The 20,554-nt window shown below is 44.6% G+C and carries 1 protein-coding gene; it reads left to right on the forward strand.

Annotation, left to right across the window (positions count from 1 at the left end; translation table 11 throughout):
- The first annotated feature begins 7 nt into the window (after window positions 1–7).
- Complete coding sequence (locus AC2TF6_RS03050) at window positions 8–20,548, forward strand: non-ribosomal peptide synthase/polyketide synthase (RefSeq protein WP_491309843.1); 20,541 nt, start codon at window positions 8–10, stop codon at window positions 20,546–20,548.
- The last annotated feature ends 6 nt before the right edge of the window (window positions 20,549–20,554 follow it).

Consider the following 20,554-nt stretch of genomic DNA (forward strand, 5'->3'; position numbering starts at 1 on the left):
AGCCATTATGAGAAAATTCGTTCCAAACAAAAAACATGAAGAAGACAGGTCTTCTTATTGGACATATTTACTTGACGATGATAGTTCGACTGCGATTAAGCCCCTTTTTCCATACAGACCGAGTTCAAAACGGACAGCGGATACGAATCAAATGGACTGGGTATTCCCGCAACATGTATGCGAAAAACTTAGAAAACTTAGCCGAGAACACAATATCCCTATGAACGTTATTATAGAGGCTGCCTGGGGACTTGTTTTACAAAAGTATAACTATACTGATGATGTCATGTTTGGAACAATAATCGACGATCCTCATTTGAACAGTGTGATGATTCCGGTAAGAATGAAGTGTAATCGAGACGACGTATTATTTGATCTATTACATCAACTAAAAGAACAAGAAGCGGAAAGTAGGAAATATGCGCATTGTGATATATTACCCCGAAAAATCAGTCACTTGATTAAAACGGTGTGTATAATTAAGGATAGAACGGACAATGGGAAACAATTGATACACCTTCCCCTTGAAGATCAATTATCTCATAATCCACCTGATTTGCTCCTTCATTTTTCTTTTGATTGTAATCAGTTGAACGTAATGATTCGTTTTGATGAATCAAATTACACCAAATCTGAAATAAACAATATACTAACAATGCTTACGTTTGCTTTGTGTGCCTTTGCTGAGAATTCGGAAAGTAAGGTGCGTGATATTTCATTCGTGAGCGGTGAGGATAGAGATAGAATCTTAACCCTGTTTCAAACCAAGCCAACCCAATATCCGCACAAGGAATCGATTAAAAGCTTATTTGAGGCACAGGTGAAGAAGGCACCGGATCGGATAGCGATATCTTGCGGGACGGAGCAACTGACGTATGCGGAGTTAAATGCGAAGGCGAACATCGTTGCCAATCGGCTGCTTGCTGCTAAAGTCAATAGCGGAACAGGCAAAGGCGAAACGATGGTAGCGCTGCTGTTAGAGCGAAATATGGATATGGTCATCGGAATACTCGGGGTCGTGAAGGCCGGATATGTCTATGTGCCAATCGATCCGGAGGCGCCGCAAGACCGTATCCAGTATACGCTGGCAGACAGTGGAGCAAGCTTGCTTCTCGTCAATCAAGGAAAAGAACAAATGGTGTCTCTTCCGCAAGGAAGTATCTATGCGATAGAGCATTTACATGCGGATGAACCGGATGCAGCATGGGGGGCAGAACTAAAAGCTAATCCGGATGTAGCCGTCGCACCGCAAGATGCGCTATATATCATCTATACGTCAGGCACGACCGGTGAGCCGAAGGGAACGGTAATCGAACATGAATGTGTCGTCCGGTTGATGCATAACGATGACATGCCGTTTCATTTCCATGAAGAGGATGTATGGAGCCTGTTTGCCGCCTACAACTTTGACGTATCGGTATGGGAAATGTATGGGGCGCTATTATACGGAGGTCACCTTGTCGTCATACCCAACGACGCCAAAAAAGACAGCTATGCTTTGTTAGATCTATTACGCGAAAAGAGGGTGACGGTACTGAACCAAGTACCGTCCTCTTTTTATAATCTGATGCAAGTAGAGCTAGCAGAAGCAGGGGAGAGACTGTACGTCAAACATCTGATCTTTGCCGGAGAGGCGCTGCAGGTAGGGAAATTAAAGGCATGGCAGGCGAAGTATCCGGAGATGAACATCGTGAACATGTACGGTATAACAGAGACGACTGTCCATGTAACGTACAAAGCGATCACCGCAGAAGATATTGCGCTAGATGTAAACGACGTCGGTAAGGCGCTTCCTACTCTCAAGATCTATATATTAGATGGGGACAAGTTATGCGGGATTGGTGTGCCCGGGGAATTGTGTGTGGCAGGCGTCGGTGTCGCAAGAGGCTACCTTAACAAACCGGAACTAACGAATAAAAAATTTGTTGCGAACCCCTTCGTACCAGGGGAGCGGATGTACCGGTCGGGGGACTTAGCCAAATGGCTACCGGACGGGAACATAGCCTATCTAGGCCGTATGGATGACCAAGTGAAGATCAGGGGATTCCGGATAGAGCTGGGAGAAGTGGAAAATGCGCTGCGGCAGCTGGAAGGGATCCAAGATGCGGCGGTCATAGTACGGGACACCCATGACGGAGAGAAAGCGCTGTCTGCTTACCTCATATCGAAAGATATCGTCCAGCTGCAAGCGGTGAGACGGGACTTGGAGGAAGTGCTGCCGGCCTATATGGTACCAGCGTATATGATGCAGATCGAACAACTGCCGGTGACGCGCAACGGCAAGCTGGATAAACGGGCACTGCCGGAGATCGTGGCAGTAAGCGAGAAGGCATACACGGCTCCGAAAAACGAACTTGAAGCGCAGCTGTGCAATATCTTTAGTGAAGTACTGGGCGTAGAGCGGGTCGGCACGCAGGACAGCTTCTTTGAACTGGGCGGAGACTCGATCAAAGCGATACGAATCGTATCGAAGTTAAGAAGTGCAGGATATTGTGTCGCAAGCAAAGATATTATGCAAAAGTATACGGTTGAGGCAATCAGCTATGCGGTACAAAAGTCTGCCCTAGAGGAGCAGTACGAGCAAGCTGAAGTAAGCGGCATCGTACCGCTGACACCGATCATCAGGGAGTTTGCGTCCTGGAATCTTCCTAAGCCGCACCACTTCAATCAGGACATGCTGATGGAGATTGATCTGGAGGATGAGAAGCAGCTTCGGGAAGTGCTGAATGCCCTCACAGCGCATCATGATATCCTGAGATCGGTCTACCGGCAAGGTCAGCTAGAGATCGTAAAGGTGAGTGACAGCAGAGCATATGAGCTGAAGGTGTATGACTATAGGGAAGAACAAGCAGCAGCAGAGCTCATGGAAGCGGCATGTACAGATCTGCATAGCAGCATTAACTTAGAAGAAGGACCGCTGGTGAAGGCAGCGATGTTCCGGACAGGTGAAGGGAATCTGCTGTTTCTAGGAATCCATCATCTTGTGGTGGACGGGGTATCGTGGCGTATCCTGCAGGAAGATATCAGCACAGCCATCCGGCAAGTAAAAGAAGGGACAAAGATCCAATTCCCGTCAAAGACAGCGTCCTATAAGGCATGGGCAGAAGCACTGGCAGAATATAAGGACAGCCATTTATTGCAGAAAGAACGGCCGTACTGGGAGCAAGTAGCCGCGCAGATGGCGGCAGGCGAACTAAGGATGGACGAACAGACAGGAGAAAGCGGGTATGACAGCTACACGATCCATTTAAGTGTGGAAGAAACGGAAAGCCTGTTGCAACGAGCAGGAAAAGCATTTCGTACTGAAGTACCGGATTTGCTTATCAGTGCCTTGGGAATGTCCGTTAAGAAACTGACAGGAGCAAGTGTAGTAACGATTGGTGTGGAAGGGCATGGGAGAGAAGCAATTCATAGACGGATCGATATCGACCGGACGATAGGATGGTTTACGAGCGTCTATCCGATTATGGTGGCGTGTCATGACGAAATGGCGGAAAGTATCATTGCAACGAAAGAGATGCTGCGCAAAATACCGAACCACGGATTTGGGTATGGCCTATTATACGATCTATTAACGGGTAATCAGCTACCAACCTTATTGTTTAACTATATGGGGCAAATGGATGCTGAAGCGAAAGGTAAAAAGATACACTTTCTTAGTTCGAGTAAGGGTTTAGCGGATGAGAATAAAATGCTGTCGGAATTGTTTATTAACGGTGTGATAAGTGAAGGGAAATTATCATTTACGTTCCGTTACAATAGAGGTCTCTTTTCAAATGGTACGATACAAAGATTCGCTGAGGTATATAAAGCTTGTATACAGTCTACTATTACATATTGTATGCAGTTGGAAGAATCGGTTCCTACACCTTCTGACTATCAAGCAGTGGATTTGACTCGTGCAGATTTATCAGTCATCCAGCATGTAGCCGGTGGTGCATTCCAAATAGATCGTATATACGGCTTAACCTCATTGCAGAAAGGGATGCTATACCATAGCATCGCCGAACCAGAATCGACAGCCTATAGAAACCAGAATATTTTTATAGGGCAAGGCTATGCCGATGAGCATATGGTGAAGCAAGCGCTTAAGCTGCTTATAATGCGGCATGAAGTGCTCCGTACAGCGATTATTCATAAAAATATCTCGATACCAAAGCAAGTCGTGATCCGAGGAAGGGAAGTGGAATACGAAAGAACCGATTTAACGGGAGTAGAACCATCAGTGCAGGCAAAACAGGTGGAAGCGATCGCCCATGACCAAATCCAGCGAGGATTTGATCTTGAACAAGACTCGTTATTGCGGGTACACCACGTAGTGCTGGCAAGAGATCGTTATCAATTGATCTGGAATTTTCATCACATTCTTTTGGACGGTTGGAGCCTACCGATAGTATACGGGGATTTCAATCGGATTTACAAAGCATTAGAGAAGGGTGTTTTGACATCTACGCTGGAGAAACAGGTGATCACAGAAAAGCAGTACCAGGATTCCTACGAAGATTATATTAATTGGCTAGAAAAACAAGATCAACAAAAAGGGCTGTCTTACTGGTCAGATGTATTAGCAGGATATGAAGAAGTTGCCGAGATTAAACCGATATATACACCGCAAGAGAGTGAACAGCAAGTACAGAGCATGGCGATTACATTATCTACTGAAGATGCCTTGCAGTTGAGGGATCTGATAGCTACCCATCAATTGACAGTGAGTAATGTGGTGGAAACGGCTTGGGGAGTTGTTTTACAAGCATATAGTGGTCAGAAAGATGTGGTGTTCGGGAAAGTAATGTCCGGGCGTCAGGCCGAAGTGCGCGGAATAGAGGGCATCGTCGGTCTGTTTATTAATACGATCCCGGTGCGTGTAGCGAGCAAAGAAAGCATGAGTATATTGGAACTGATCCAAGAAATGCAGCAGCAAGGGACTGAAAGTGAACAATATGCCTATTGTTCGCTCGCTGAGATTCAAGCGCAGACGGTGCAGAAGCAGCATTTAATCCAAGTGCTCTATATGTTTGAAAACTACTATGTGGATGAGGACAAGCTAACAGATTTTATGTACGAAATTGAGTATGGCTTGGACCAAACCAATTATAATTTGACGTTATGCGCTTATGAATATGAAGGGAAGATAGTATGTGAAATAATATACAATCCGAACGTGTATGCACGTGAGGACATAGCGCAAATTGTTGTACGGCTAGAACATGTTATACATGCTATCGTAGCAAACCCTGAAGGGAAGTTATCTGAGCTTGAAACAATAACAGAGGAAGAACAAGAACAGATACTAGGTGCATTTAATGATACGAACTTACCGTATGCAAAAGATAAAACGATTCCAGCATTATGGGAAGAGCATGTTGCTAACACACCGGATGCAATCGCCGTTGTATTTGAAGACAACCATGTGACCTATGACGCGTTAAACAAACAAATCAACCAAGTGGCATGGGCGCTTCGCAGACTGCACATTAAACCTGATGACCGCGTGGTTATCGTGGCAGAGCGAAGTGTGGAGATGATTGCCGGGATGTATGGCATCATCAAGGCAGGCGCTGCATATGTGCCGGTCGATCCTACATTTCCAGCAGAGCGAATCCAGTACATCCTAGCTGACTGTAAACCAAAGGCAGTGCTTGTGTATAAAGCTGCGATTGAAACAGACCTGCCGACGATTAATCTGGCGGACGATATGCTATGGGAAGGGAAGAGCGTTAATCCCAAGCAAATCAACCGCCCCAATGATTTGGCTTATATTATTTATACATCCGGGACTACGGGACAACCGAAGGGTGTAATGGTAGAGCATCGGGGTGTTGTGTCCTTACGGCTTCATCTTCTGAAGCAATATAACGTTACAAGTCAAGATAATGTGCTTCAATTTGCAAACTATGTTTTTGACGCTTCTGTATGGGAGATGACATTATCTCTATTGCTAGGGGCTACGCTAACATTGGTATCAAAACCCATAATAGCGGATGTAACACGTTTTAATTCTTTTATGCAAGAAAGCAGGATTACGTTAGCTGTACTGCCGCCACAATATTATCTTCAGACGGCGTTTACTGGAGTTAGATGGTTAACAACGGCTGGAGCCGCAACCAATGAGTCGGTTATTGAACAAACACGAAATAATGATTGCGGGTATTGTAACGCTTATGGTCCTACGGAATGTACGGTACAGGCTACGTATTGGGAATATGATGGGATAAGTGACGTGCCAAACAACATCCCGATTGGTAAACCGATTGCAAATAATCATGTATATATACTTGACGGGGACAAATTATGCGGGATTGGTGTGCCAGGGGAGTTGTGCGTGGCGGGCGACGGCATTGCAAGGGGCTACCTCAACAAGCCGGAACTGACCAGTAAAAAATTCGTAACGAACCCCTTTGTACCAGGTGAGCGGATGTACCGGACCGGGGACTTAGCTAAATGGCTGCCGGATGGGAATATTGCTTATTTGGGTCGTATTGACGAACAAGTGAAGATCAGGGGGTTCCGGATAGAGCCGGGAGAAGTGGAAAATGCGCTGCGGCAGCTGGCAGGGATCCAAGATGCGGCGGTCATAGTACGGGAGACCCATGACGGAGAGAAAGCGCTATCTGCCTACCTTGTTTCGAAAGATCGAGTTCAGCTGCAAGCAGTGAGGCAGGACTTAGAGGAAATACTACCGGCCTATATGGTGCCAGCGTATATGATGCAGATTGATCAACTGCCGGTCACGCGCAACGGTAAGCTGGATAAACGGGCGCTGCCGGAGATCGTAGCGGTAAGCGAAAGGGAATACACCGCTCCGAAAAACGAACTTGAAGAGCAACTGTGCACTATCCTTAGTGAAGTCCTGGGCGTAGAGCGGGTCGGCATGAAGGATAGCTTCTTTGAGTTGGGCGGGGACTCGATCAAAGCGATACGGATCATATCGAAGCTAAGAAGTATGGGTTATCATATCGCCATCAAAGATATTATGCAAAGGAATACGGTTGGAGCGATCAGCTATGCGGTACAAAAGTCTGTCGTCGAGGAGCAGTACGAGCAAGATGAAGTGAGCGGCATTGTACCGCTGACACCGATCGTCAGAGAGTTTGCATCTTGGAACCTTTCTAATCCGCATCATTTTAATCAGGATATGCTGATGGAAATTGATCTGGAAGTTGAAAAACAGCTTCGGGAGGTGCTTGATGCCCTCGTAGTTCATCATGACATACTCCGGTCTATCTACCGGGAAGGTCAACTAGAGATCGTAAAGATGAGTGACAGCAGAGCGTACGAGCTGAAGGTATATGACTATAGCGAAGAACAAGAACCAGCGGGGCTAATGGAAGCGGCATGTACGGAGCTGCATAGCAGTATCGACTTAGAAGAAGGACCGCTGGTGAAGGCAGCGATGTTCCGGACGGGTGAAGGGAATCTATTATTCCTAGGGATCCATCATATTGTGGTGGACGGCGTATCATGGCGTATCCTGCAAGAAGATATCAGCACAGCCATCCGGCAAGTAAAAGAAGGGACGGAAATCCGGTTTCCGGCAAAGACGGCGTCGTATAAGGCATGGGCAGAAGCACTGACAGAATATAAGAGCAGCCCCCTATTGCAAAAAGAACGGGCGTACTGGGAACAAGTAGCAACGCAGATGGAGTCCGGAGCACTTAGCATGGACGAACAGACGGGAGAAAGCGGGTATGGCAATTACGCGATCCATTTAAATGAAGAAGAAACCACACAGCTTATTCACCAGGCAGGTCGGGCGTATAATACCGAAATTAATGACTTGCTTATCAGCGCCTTGGGGATGACTGTGAAGAATTTGACAGGGGCTAGAAATGTAACGATTGGCATGGAGGGACACGGAAGGGAAGCGATTCATAAGCGGATCGATATCGACCGGACGGTCGGATGGTTTACAAGTGTGTATCCGGTGGTGGTATCGTGCCATGATGAGATCGCAAAAAGTATCATTACTACCAAAGAAATATTGCGAAAACTCCCGAACCGAGGACTTGGGTATGGTCTATTGCAGGAAGAATTGTCGGTCAGACCGCTTGAAATCATGTTTAACTACATGGGACAAATGGACGCTGAGGCAAAGGGGAGAAAACTACACTTTTTTAGTTCGGGTAAAGGCTTAGCGGATGAGAATAAAATGCTGTCGGAATTGTTTATCAACGGTGTGATAAGTGAAAGAAGATTAACGTTTACTTTCCGTTACAATAAAGGTCTTTTTTCCAGCAGCACGATACAAAGATTCGCTGAGATATATAAAGCGTGCACTCAGTCTATGATTGCCCATTGTATGCAGCAAGAAGAAACGGTTCGGACACCGTCTGACTATTCTGCAATTTCGATTACGGATGAAGATTTGAGTGTCCTGCATCAGCTCTATCCTGAGAAAAATGATATACAGGATATATTTGATTTATTGCCGCTACAGGAAGGTATTTTGTATCATGGCCTAAAAAGCAGTGGTTCTGAGTATCTTACCCAGTTTATTTATCAGATTAATCAACATATAGATACTGATCTCATGTGCAGTGCGTTTCAATGTTTACTTAAAAAGCATGATGTGTTGAGAACGGCGATAGTGTATGAAGGGTTAAAACATCCGAAACAGATCATACTGTCACATCGCTCACTTGATTGGGAAGAAATTGATTTAACCACATACGATGAGAAAGAACAACTAGCTAGATTAAATGAACTGATAGAGCAGGATGTCAAGCGGGGATTTGATCTGCAGCTTAATGCGCTATTTCGCATAAAAAATATTAAACTATCCACTAATTGCACGCAATTAATCTGGAGCTTTCATCATATTATCGCAGATGGATGGTGTAGTGAATTATTATGTAACGACTTAAAAAATTACTATAACCTGCTACAAAATGGGTATAGTACACACGATGTAGAACAAGCTATTGATCAAGAGAAGTTCCAGGTTGCGACGTACGGTGATTATATTCAGTGGTTTCAGAATCAGGATGAAGAGCTTGCGCTCACGTATTGGCGCGAACGACTTCGTGATTATGACCTAACATACAAATACCGTCCGTATTTCGATCCTCCATATTCCAGTTCCAACTTGGCTCAAGTGAAAAAGCAGCTGGATGTTGAATTAACAGACAGTTTGTTACTTCTTGCACAAGCGCATCAGATAACGATAAATACAATCACCGAAGCAGCTTGGGGAATCGTATTACAACAGATCAACTTTACAAATGATATCGTGTTCGGCAAAGTGATTTCGGGAAGGCATGCCGAAGTAAGAGGAATTGAAAAAATAGTAGGTCTTTTCATTAACACGATACCGGTAAGGGTGAGCGCAGACGAGGATACAACGATTATAGCACTTTTGCAGGAATTACAAGATCAAGGTATTGAAAGTACGATGCACGCTCACTGTTCACTGGTTAAAATTCAAGAACAAACCGCACAAAAATCAGATTTGATTTCATCGCTTTTTGTTTTTGAGAATCATTTGGCACAAGAACAGCAAAGTGAACATACAGATGGTTTGCAATTAGCGCTTGTTTCTTCGAGAGATGAAACAAACTATCCGCTTAATCTATTGGCTGCTGTAGAGGACAAGGCATTACGATTTACAGTTCTCTATAATCCAAACAAGCATGCTTTAGAAGAAGTAGAGATGATGCTCAGCATGTTAAACAATGTATTATGTGCGTTTGCTGAGTATCCTGAGAAGAAGATTTTCGATGTTGAATTAATTCGCAAGGAAGATAAGGCACGAATACTGGGTGAATTCAACAATACGGCAAGCACATATCCGAAACATAAATCTATTCCAGATTTATTTGAAGAACAGGTTCAACTTACGCCCGATCAAATTTGTGTGGTATGTGATAAGGAACAATTAAGCTATCAACAATTAGACAAGGCCGCGCAAGGTATTGCCACCGAATTGCGAAAAAGGGGGGTATCATCAGGTCAATTAATTGGCATCGTATGTGAGAAAAGCGTGCACATGATTGTAGGGCTGCTGGGGATACTCAAGGCAGGATGTGGCTACGTACCAATTAATACGGATGAACCGGATAACCGCCTGCGCTTTATTTTGGAAGATTGCGATTTGAATATCGTACTGTGCGGTGATGTAAAAGGGGATATGATTAATGTCCTCCAAGAGTACTGCACCGTCATTGATCTAAATGGAAGTTATGCGGCTATGACAGAGCGTGCCTTAGTAAGGGCAGATGATATGGCGTATGTCATGTATACATCCGGTACGACAGGATATCCGAAAGGTGTTTGTGTTACACATCAAAATGTCGTACGGCTTGTGAAGCAAACGAACTATGCTGATTTAAATGGGGCACATATTTTGTTAACCGGAGCACTCTCCTTCGATGCGTCGACATTTGAAATATGGGGTGCGCTTCTCAATGGCGGGAAATTAGTGTTAGCCCATATGCAAAACATAACAGACGGGAACATGTTAGGAAAGTTGATATACGAGCACCAGATTACGATGATGTGGATGACTGCACAGCTTTTCAATTATATGGTAGATACTAGATGCGAAGTTTTTCAACCATTACAGTATTTATTGGTGGGAGGAGAAAGGTTATCGGCGAAACATATCAGAGCGGTAAGGGAAAAGCATCCGACACTCAGAGTGACTAATGGTTATGGTCCAACAGAAAATACGACCTTTTCCGTTACGTATGCAATAGAAACGGATTACTTCAATATCCCCATCGGGAAGCCAATCAGCAATAGTAGAGCGTATATTTTGGATAGAAAGATGCAGCTATGCGGTATTGGTGTTCCAGGGGAACTTGTTGTAGGCGGCGACGGCGTAGCGAAAGGATATATGAACCAACCAAAACTTACTGTGGAGAAGTTTATTGAGAATCCGCTTATTCCTGGTGAGCGGCTGTATCGTACCGGAGATATTGCGATGTGGCTGCCGGATGGAAATATTGCGTATATTGGACGTATTGATGACCAAGTGAAAATTCGAGGGTACAGGATTGAAGTGGGCGAGGTAGAGCATGCTCTTCGAAAATTAGAAGGTATCCAAGATGTGATCGTCATCGCCCGTGAACAAGATGGAAGTGAAAATGAACTATATGCATACCTGGTATCTAGCACAGAGATTCAGATGCATAAAGTTCGGAATTCTCTTGGTAAGACACTTCCTGCTTATATGGTGCCGCAGCATATGGTACAGATTGAGAAAGTTCCTATGACACGAAACGGAAAGGTAGATAAGCGAACGCTTTCTGAAATACAAATCGTGCATGAGCAGCAATATACGGCTGCGGCGACTGAATTGGAATTCATTCTTTGTAATATATTCGGTGATGTACTTTCTGTTGACCGTGTCGGTATTTATGATGATTTCTTTGCGTTAGGTGGTCACTCATTACATGCTGTACGCGTTATAAATCAGATTGAAGCGATGATTGGAATACGTTTACCGATAATAACATTGTTTGAGAATCCGCATATTAAAGCGCTCAGTCAGCACCTTGAACTAATCAGTGAGGGGAATACCTCGCACAATACCTTATATCCGAAGGCTGTGTTTGAACCCATCCCGCATGCTATGCAGAAAGAAACATATCGGATGTCTTCCGCTCAAAAGCGTCTTTATGCGATTCAAGAGATGGATCAGCATAGTACGGCTTATAATATGACGTTATTGCGCAGAATGGATGCAGACCTTGATAGTGAACGACTTCAGCTAGCACTGAAGCAACTCATACAACGGCATGAAAGCTTAAGAACAAGCTTTCATATGGAGAACGGAGAAGCCATACAGCGTATTCATGACCATGTGCCGTTTACGCTTCTGATTACTGAGGAAGAAGATGATGATGTTACAGGGTTTGTGCGTGCATTTGATTTGTCTCAAGCACCATTAATACGTGTTAAAGTAATCAATCAAAAAGAAGGTGGTTATCTCCTGGCCTTCGATATGCACCATATTATTTCTGATGGGACATCGATTAATAATCTGATGCAGGATTTGTCCAAGCTATATAATGGCGAACCCCTTGAGGCAATGCCGATTCAATATAAAGATTATAGCGAATGGTTGCAGACTAAAGACATGACGGGACATGAGACGTATTGGTTGAACTCGTTGCAAGGTGAACTACCGGTACTGAATTTACCAACAGATTTTACACGTCCGCAAGTACAACAGTATACAGGGAAAGCAGTCGTGAGTCATGTAGAGTTACGGGAAGCTGTAACAGCATTGTGCCGGATGTCGGGTGCAACCGAGTATATGATACTACTGAGCACATGGATGATTTTGTTGAGTAAATATAGCCGTCAGGAAGATATTATCGTAGGTTGTCCTGTTAATGGACGTTTACACTATGATACAGAGCCTGTAATCGGTATGTTCGTGAATACGATTGCATTACGTGGAAAACCATCGGGAAAGAAGAATTTCGTGGATTTTCTGTCGGAGATGAAAGAAGTATGTCTAAAAGGGATAGAGCATCAAGCATTTCCGCTCGAAGATCTGGTTGATCTTATGGGCTTGCACCGGGATATGTCCCGGAATCCGCTTTTTGATGTGTTGTTTGTATTACAGAATAATGAAGAAGCAGACTTTGATTTTTATGGCATAAACAGTACGAATGTTCATGATGAATATAGTTTACAGCACAGTTCGGCTAAATTTGATTTAACATTAGAAGTGACGCCAATGGCAAGTGGCTACCGCATCGAAGTACGCTATGCAACAAGTCTGTTCCAGGAAGAAAGCGTACGCCGAATGGTGAAACATTATGAAACGTTGTTGGGAGCAGTTACGCAATCCCCTAAACTTGAAATATGTCAATTGCCAATGATGACGCAAGCAGAAAGACAGCACATTCTAACCTCATTTAACGATACGTCCTGTGTTTATGATGTGACGACACCCATTCATGAACAATTTGAGCAGATCGTACAGGCTATGCCGGCGAAAACAGCTCTACGCTTTCGAGATCAGGCTCTGACATACGAACAGTTAAATGTGAGAGCGAATCAGCTTGCGAGAACACTCCTACTTCATGGTACGCGCCGCGGAGATTTTGTCGGTATTTTATTCGGTCGCAGTATAGAAATGATGGTTGGAATACTCGCAACGTTAAAGGTAGGCGCGGCTTATGTGCCAATAGATCCGACATATCCTTTGGAGCGGATTCAGTATATGGTGGAAGATAGCGGGTTATCGACCGTATTGACTCAGAGGCAATACGATGACACGATCGAGCTGCCTTCCCATGTAAGACGCATTCATGTGGATCAAGAAGGGTGTGATGAACCTAGTCATAATCTGCATACGATTGTAGACGCAACCGATATCGCTTATATCATCTATACTTCAGGCTCTACAGGCAAACCAAAAGGGGTAATGGTGGAACATCGTTCGATTAGTAACTTGATTGCAGGTCTAAATCAGCTACAAAACTTGGATTCGATGAAAACAATGTTATGTGTATCGAATATTTCTTTCGACGGCACAGTCTATGAGACACTATTTGCCTTGCTCAAAGGAATGCAGATTATAATTGCCGATGAGGAGGCACAACACGATCCAAAGTTACTCTTGCAATTGATTGAGCAATATGACGTGAACATCATGAAGGGGACACCGACGCGGATGAAGATGCTTATGGATGAAGTTCGGGATGTTCATCCATTACATTGTTTGGAAGTAATTGTTGTCGGCGGAGAGCCATTAACGGATGATTTGGCTACCGCTCTGCTTGAAAATTGGAATATTCGTTTGTTCAATGTGTATGGTCCGACGGAAGCAACGGTAGACGCAACTGGGATTGAAATTCATTTACATGATAAAGTTACGATTGGAAAACCGATTGCCAATGTACAAGTATTTATATTAGATTCGTACGGATTTCCGCTTCCAATCGGTGTGGCAGGTGAGCTTTGTATCAGCGGAGCGGGTGTTGCCAGGGGATATCTTAATCGGAGTGATCTTACCGCAGAGAAATTCGTTGACAACCCATTTTTGCAGGGTGAGCGGATGTATCGCACGGGTGATCTTGCCCGCTGGCTTCCAGACGGTAATATTGAATATGTTGGCCGTATCGATGATCAAGTAAAGGTTAGAGGCTACCGCATCGAACTGGGCGAGATTGAGCATGTCCTGCGAAAACAACCTGACGTGCTGAATGCTGTTGTGATGGTTAGAGAAGATGCGGTAGGGGACGATTATATATGCGCCTATGTGGTGCCAAATGATCAAGTGACATTGGATACTGAAGCAATTAGAGAAGATATTCGCCAAGTTTTACCTGATTATATGATCCCAGCATACATCGTTCCACTGGTGCAGTTTCCTATTACGAATAATGGGAAACTAGACCGCCGCAGCCTACCTGAGCCAGATCGTAAGGGGAGGGGGAATAAGTATGTTGCTCCGAGAGATCAAACCGAATCGGTGCTTGCGAATATTTTCCGAGAGGTACTTGGTGTTGAACGTATTAGTATAAAAGATAGTTTCTTCGAACTTGGCGGAGACTCCATAAAAGCTATCCGGATTGTATCGAAGATGAGAAGCGCCGGTTATCTTATTTCGGTACCGGATATTTTAAGTCAATACACAGTTGAAAAGATTGCATACACAGTAGGCAGGGAATCAGAGATCCAGTATGATCAGGGCGAAGTTACGGGTCAGGTCCTGAATACACCGATCTTACATGATTTTTGTGCAAGAAATTACGCTAATCCTAACTATCATAATCAAGATGCTCTTTTGACGGTTAGAACGGATAATGAGTCGCACATTCATGAAGCCTTGCAAGCTGTTGCTGTTCACCATGATATATTACGGGCAATTTACCGGGATGGCAGTCTGACAATTTTAAGTAGTACGGACAGTAAACTTTATGAGTTACAAGTGTTTGAGGTTCCTGCGGATCTTAACGGTTCGACGTGGATTGAAAACGCTTCCGCTATCATTCATCGAAGCATGGATATTAACAAAGGTCCTATGATGAAAGCGGCACTCTTCAAAACCCAGTCTGCCAATTATCTTTTCTTGTGTATTCATCATCTTGTCACTGATGCAGTATCATGGCAAATTTTGCTTGAAGACTTAGAGACTGCTCTCCAGCAGCTTAAAGACGGGAAGGAAATAAAGTTACCATCAAAAACGCTTGCTTTTAAAGACTGGGCGGAATCATTAGAAGAATATAAAAACACAAACGAGATTACTACCCAAGCGAATTATTGGAATACAACCATTGCGGCCATGCAGGAAGAGAAACTGTTTATAGATGACGATCCGCATGATCATGGGTTTGAAGATGTGACAATAACGTTCCGTAAGGACAAGACAGAACAGCTCATAAGGCAAGCAGGAAAAGCGTTTGGTACCGAAATCAATGATTTGCTTATAAGTGCAATCGGCGCTGCAACACATGCGTTGACGAAACAATCCAAAGTGTCGGTTTGTCTGGAAGGCCATGGAAGAGAAGCGATACACAAAAAAGTAGATATCGATCGTACTGTAGGATGGTTTACGGTTAAGTTCCCAATTAGTGTTCCGTGTCATGATGATTTACGGAAGAGTATAATTGAGACAAAAGAAATGTTACGGAAAGTACCTTTACGCGGGTTGGGATTTGGCTTATTGCAAGGTGATTATTTGGCGATTGAGTCCGATATTTACTTCAATTATTTAGGGCAGTTGGATACAGAATCGGATGCTACCCTGTTTACGAACAACAAGAGTATAGCGAATTCGAATAGTACCGAAGGCGCAATTGATATGAACGGGTATATTGTACAGAATATGCTGCATTTTATAATCCGCTATGACCGCAGTAAATATAATAGGAAGACTGTAAAGCGTTTTGCGGCATTATATAAGGAAAAGCTTAGCGACATTATCACCTATTGCTGTGTACAAGACAAACCGGTGAAGACGGCTTCTGATTATTCCTGCGATGACTTGACGAGTGATGAATTAGTACGGATCCAGGAGTTCATTGCTGATAAAGAGGATCTTGATGATATTTATACGCTAACTCCGATGCAGGAAGGAATCTTATACCATTATTTATTGAATCGGCAATCAACCAGCTATGTTACACAAATGGTGTATCACTATAACGGTAATCAAAGTGAACATACGTTTGAGGTAGCGCTGAAATTGCTAACGAAACGACATGAAGTACTTCGCACTGCAATTGTATATGACCATGGCGCTAAATCTAGACAACTTCTTTTGCGTAGTCGTGAAATCGAATATGCAGTTTTGGACTGGTCGGGCAAGGATCGTGCAGAACAAGCTTCTCATATTTCTACATGGATTGATTCTGAACTGCAACGGGGTTTTGATCTACAACAAGAAGCATTGTTACGGGTTACCAATATCATGTTAAGTAGAACAGAAGGGAAATTAATATGGAGTTCTCACCACATCATCTCGGATGGGTGGTCAGACAACGTTATATTTAATGACTTTATTCAACTATGCGAAAAGCTGCAACAAGGCTTGTCTGTTGTGGAGCTTGAGCAAGGGTTAGAGGAAGAGAAGGAAAAGAGCTTAAATTTCAAGGACTTCGTTAACTGGTTGGAAAAACAAGATGAAGAAAGGAGCTTGTTATACTGGAGAGAGCTCCTTCTAGACTATGAAGAGTCTGCTGACATTAAGCCGCTCCGTCAACCTGAAGAAACATCTAGCGAGATGAAGCGAATTAATCATAAACTTCCTGTTGATGTAACCAGACAACTTCTTAATACGGCTGCAGCGTACAATATTACGCTGAATACTATGATAGAGACGGCCTTAGGTATCGTATTACAGGAATTGTGCGGCATAAAAGATGTTGTCTTTGGCAAGGTGGTCTCCGGAAGAAATGCTGATTTAAGAGGGATAGAGCATATTGCCGGAATATTTGTTAACACCATTCCCATTCGTATTTGTTGTGATGATGAAATGCACATATGCGATATTTGGAGAAAAACTCAAGAACAAGCGATACTAAGTGATCAGCATGGACATTGTTCTTTTGCCAAAGTACAACGACTGACCAAACAGAACACCGATTTAGTTAAAGTTTTGTTTACATTTGATAACGATGATTCATGGGATGAAGTACGCCAAAGTGAAACTTCAGCTTTTCGGTTTACCGTAGAGGATGGACGGGAGCAAACCAATTATACGACCACGTTTAAAGCGTATCTTGATATCAGTCAGCTACATGTTGATGTATTGTATGATCCTAGAAAGCTGTCAGCAGAAGACATTGTCAATATTATGTCAAAGCTACAAAATGTATTATTGTCCTGTGCAGCAAACCCAGAAATGAAGTTATCTGAACTCGAGACGACAACAGAAGAAGAAAAAGAGCAGATACTAGGTGCGTTTCAAACCAAGCCAACCCAATATCCGCACGAGGAATCGATCAAAAGCTTATTTGAGGCGCAGGTGAAGAAGACACCGGATCGGATAGCGATATCTTGCGGGACGGAGCAACTGACGTATGCGGAGTTAAATGCGAAGGCAAACATCGTTGCCAATCGGCTGCTTGCGGCTAAAGTCAGAAGCGAAGCAGGCAAAGGCGAAACGATGGTAGCGCTGCTGTTAGAGCGTAATATGGATATGGTCATCGGAATACTCGGGGTCGTGAAGGCCGGATATGTCTACGTGCCAATCGATCCGGAGGCGCCGCAAGACCGTATCCAGTATACGCTGGTGGATAGTGGTGCAAGCTTGCTTCTCGTCAATCAAGGAAAAGAACAAATGGTGTCTCTTCCACAAGGAAGTATCTATGCGATAGAGCAGTTGTATTCGGATGAACCGGATGCGGCATGGGGGGCAGAACTGAAAGCTGATCCAGATGTAGCCGTCGCACCGCAAGATGCGCTATATATCATCTATACGTCAGGCACGACCGGTGAGCCGAAGGGAACGGTAATCGAACATGAATGTGTCGTCCGGTTGATGCATAACGATGACATGCCGTTTCATTTCCATGAAGAGGATGTATGGAGCCTGTTTGCCGCCTACAACTTTGACGTATCGGTATGGGAAATGTATGGGGCTCTATTATACGGAGGTCACCTTGTCGTCATACCCAACGACGTCAAAAAGGACAGCTATGCTTTGTTAGATCTATTACGCGAAAAGAGGGTGACGGTACTGAACCAAGTTCCGTCCTCTTTTTATAATCTGATGCAAGTAGAGCTAGCAGAAGCAGGGGAGAGACTGCAAGTCAAACATCTGATCTTTGCCGGAGAGGCGCTGCAGGTAGGGAAATTAAAGGCATGGCAGGCGAAGTATCCGGAGATGAACATCGTAAATATGTACGGTATCACAGAGACGACTGTCCATGTAACGTACAAAGCGATCACTGCAGAAGATATTGCGCTAGATGTAAACGACGTCGGTAAGGCGCTTCCTACTCTCAAGATCTATATATTAGATGGGGACAAGTTATGCGGGATTGGTGTGCCCGGGGAATTGTGCGTGGCAGGCGTCGGCGTCGCAAGAGGCTACCTTAACAAACCGGAGCTAACGAATAAAAAATTCGTAGCGAACCCCTTTGTACCAGGGGAGCGGATGTACCGGTCAGGGGACTTAGCCAAATGGCTACCGGACGGGAACATAGCGTATTTAGGTCGTATGGATGACCAAGTGAAGATCAGGGGGTTCCGGATAGAGCTGGGAGAAGTGGAAAATGCGCTGCGGCAGCTGGAAGGGATCCAAGATGCGGCGGTCATAGTACGGGACACCCATGACGGAGAGAAAGCGCTGTTTGCTTACCTCATATCGAAAGATATCGTCCAGCTGCAAGCGGTGAGACGGGACTTGGAGGAAGTGCTGCCGGCCTATATGGTGCCAGCCTATATGATGCAGATCGAACAACTGCCGGTGACGCGCAACGGCAAGCTGGATAAACGGGCACTGCCGGAGATCGTGGCAGTAAGCGAGAAGGAATACACGGCTCCGAAAAACGAACTTGAAGCGCAACTATGCAAGATCTTTAGTGAAGTCCTGGGCGTAGAGCGGGTCGGCACGCAGGACAGTTTCTTTGAGCTGGGCGGAGACTCGATCAAAGCGATACGTATCGTATCGAAGCTAAGAAGCGCAGGATACCATATCGCAATCAAAGATATTATGCAAAAGTATACGGTTGAGGCGATCAGCTACGCGGCGCAAAAGTCTGCCCTAGAGGAACAGTATGAGCAAGCTGAAGTAAGTGGCATCGTACCGCTGACACCGATCGTCAGAGAATTTGCATCCTGGAATCTTCCTAAGCCACACCACTTCAATCAGGACATGCTGATGGAGATTGAGCTGGAAGAGGAGAAGCAGCTTCGGGAAGTGCTTGATGCCCTTATGGCGCATCATGATATCCTGAGATCGGTCTACCGGGAAGGTCAGCTAGAGATCGTAAAGGTGAGTGACAGCAGAGCATATGAGCTGAAGGTGTATGACTATAGCGAAGAACAAGCAGCAGCAGAACTCATGGAAGCGGCTTGTACGGATCTGCATAGCAGTATCAACTTAGAAGAAGGACCGCTGATGAAGGCAGCGATGTTCCGGACAGTGGCAGGGAATCTGCTGTTTCTAGGGATCCATCATCTCGTGGTGGACGGTGTATCGTGGCGTATCCTGCAAGAAGATATCAGCACAGCCATCCGGCAAGTAAAAGAAGGGACAAAAATCCAATTCCCGGCAAAGACAGCGTCCTATAAGGCATGGGCGGAAGCACTGGCAGAATATAAGGACAGCCATCTATTGCAGAAAGAACGGCCGTACTGGGAGCAAGTAGCCGCACAGATGGCGGCAGGCGAACTAAGGATGGACGAACAGACGGGAGAATGCGGGTATGGCAGCTGCACGATACATTTAAATAAGGAAGAAACCGCACAGCTTATCCATCAGGCAAGTCGGGCGTATAATACCGAGATCAATGACTTGCTCATCAGCGCCCTGGGAATGACCGTGAGGAAACTGACAGGGGCAAGGGATGTAACGATAGGCATGGAAGGACACGGAAGAGAACCGATTCATAAGCGGATCGATATCGACCGGACGGTTGGATGGTTTACAAGTATATATCCGGTGGTGGTACCGTGTCAGGAGGATATAGCAGAAAGTATCATTACAACCAAAGAGATGCTGCGTAAAATCCCGAACCGAGGCCTTGGATATGGTCTATTACAGGAACAATTGCCGGTCAGACCGCTTGAAGTCATGTTTAACTACATGGGACAAATGGACGCTGAGGCGAAGGGGAGAAAACTACACTTTTTTAGTTCGGGTAAGGGATCAGCCGATGAAAATATTGTATACCGTAAAGTCAATATTAACGGAAGCTTGCTAAAAGAACAGTTGCATTTCAGTATTGTCTATGACAAGAGCAAGTTGTCTGCTGGGAAGATACAACTATTTATTGAAACATTCCATGATTGTTTAATTGCTACGATTCAATTTTGTGCATCACAGGAGGAGGTTGCCATCACGATCTCGGATACGGATGCCACTGATTTGGTTGCAGACGATCTCCAGGTGATAAATGAGCTATTCGATCTAGAATAAATCTAT

It is taken from the genome of Paenibacillus sp. JNUCC 35, assembly GCF_058269095.1.

Excerpts from the sequence above, each read along its gene's own strand:
- AC2TF6_RS03050 (WP_491309843.1), top strand. The coding sequence starts at position 8 with ATGAGAAAATTCGTTCCAAACAAAAAACATGAAGAAGACAGGTCTTCT.